At 67.5% G+C, this 842-nt stretch carries 1 protein-coding gene; it reads left to right on the forward strand.

What is annotated here, in order from left to right; all coding sequences use genetic code 11:
• On the forward strand, positions 1-842 hold an 842-nt coding region (locus NLI01S_RS24700; RefSeq protein WP_190318590.1), incomplete at both ends, for a beta-ketoacyl synthase N-terminal-like domain-containing protein.

Below are 842 nucleotides of genomic sequence, written 5' to 3' on the forward strand. Positions count from 1 at the left end.
CGCAGTCGCTGCGGCAGGGTGAGTGCGACATGGCCCTGGCCAGCGGCGTCACGGTCATGTCCACCCCGGACGCGTTGATCGCCTTCAGTCGGCAGCGTGGTCTGGCTCCGGACGGTCGGTGCAAGGCGTTCGCTGAAGCGGCCGATGGGACCGGCTGGGGTGAGGGTGTGGGTGTTCTTGTGGTGGAGCGGTTGTCGGATGCTCGCCGCAACGGCCACCAGGTGTTGGCGGTGGTGCGTGGTTCGGCGGTGAATCAGGATGGTGCGTCGAATGGGTTGACGGCGCCGAATGGTCCGTCGCAGGAGCGGGTGATCCGTGCGGCGCTGGCCGGTGCCGGTGTGAAGGCCGGTGACATCGACACGGTCGAGGCGCACGGGACCGGTACGAAGCTGGGCGACCCGATCGAGGCCCAGGCGTTGTTGGCGACCTATGGTCAGGACCGTCCGGAGGATCGGCCGCTGCTGTTGGGGTCGGTGAAGTCGAACATCGGTCATACGCAGGCTGCGGCGGGTGTGGCTGGTGTGATCAAGATGGTGCAGGCCATGCGACACAAGGTGCTGCCCCGCACTCTGCACGTGGACGAGCCGACCTCACACGTGGACTGGTCCGCGGGCGCCGTGGAGTTGCTTACGGAGCCTCGTGAGTGGGAGCCGGTCGAGGGCCGACCCCGGCGGGCCGGTGTGTCCTCGTTCGGTGTCAGCGGAACGAACGCCCACGTCATCCTTGAAGAGGCCCCTGAGAGCGAATCCGAGCTCAACCAGGAGACGGTGGACAGCTCTGACGGAACATCCGAACGGTCGTCCGCCCCCACGTCGGTGTTCCCGTCCGGGTCGGGTCTGGTG

It is taken from the genome of Nocardiopsis listeri NBRC 13360 (genome assembly GCF_001570765.1).
Classification (GTDB): Bacteria; Actinomycetota; Actinomycetes; order Streptosporangiales; family Streptosporangiaceae; genus Nocardiopsis; species Nocardiopsis listeri.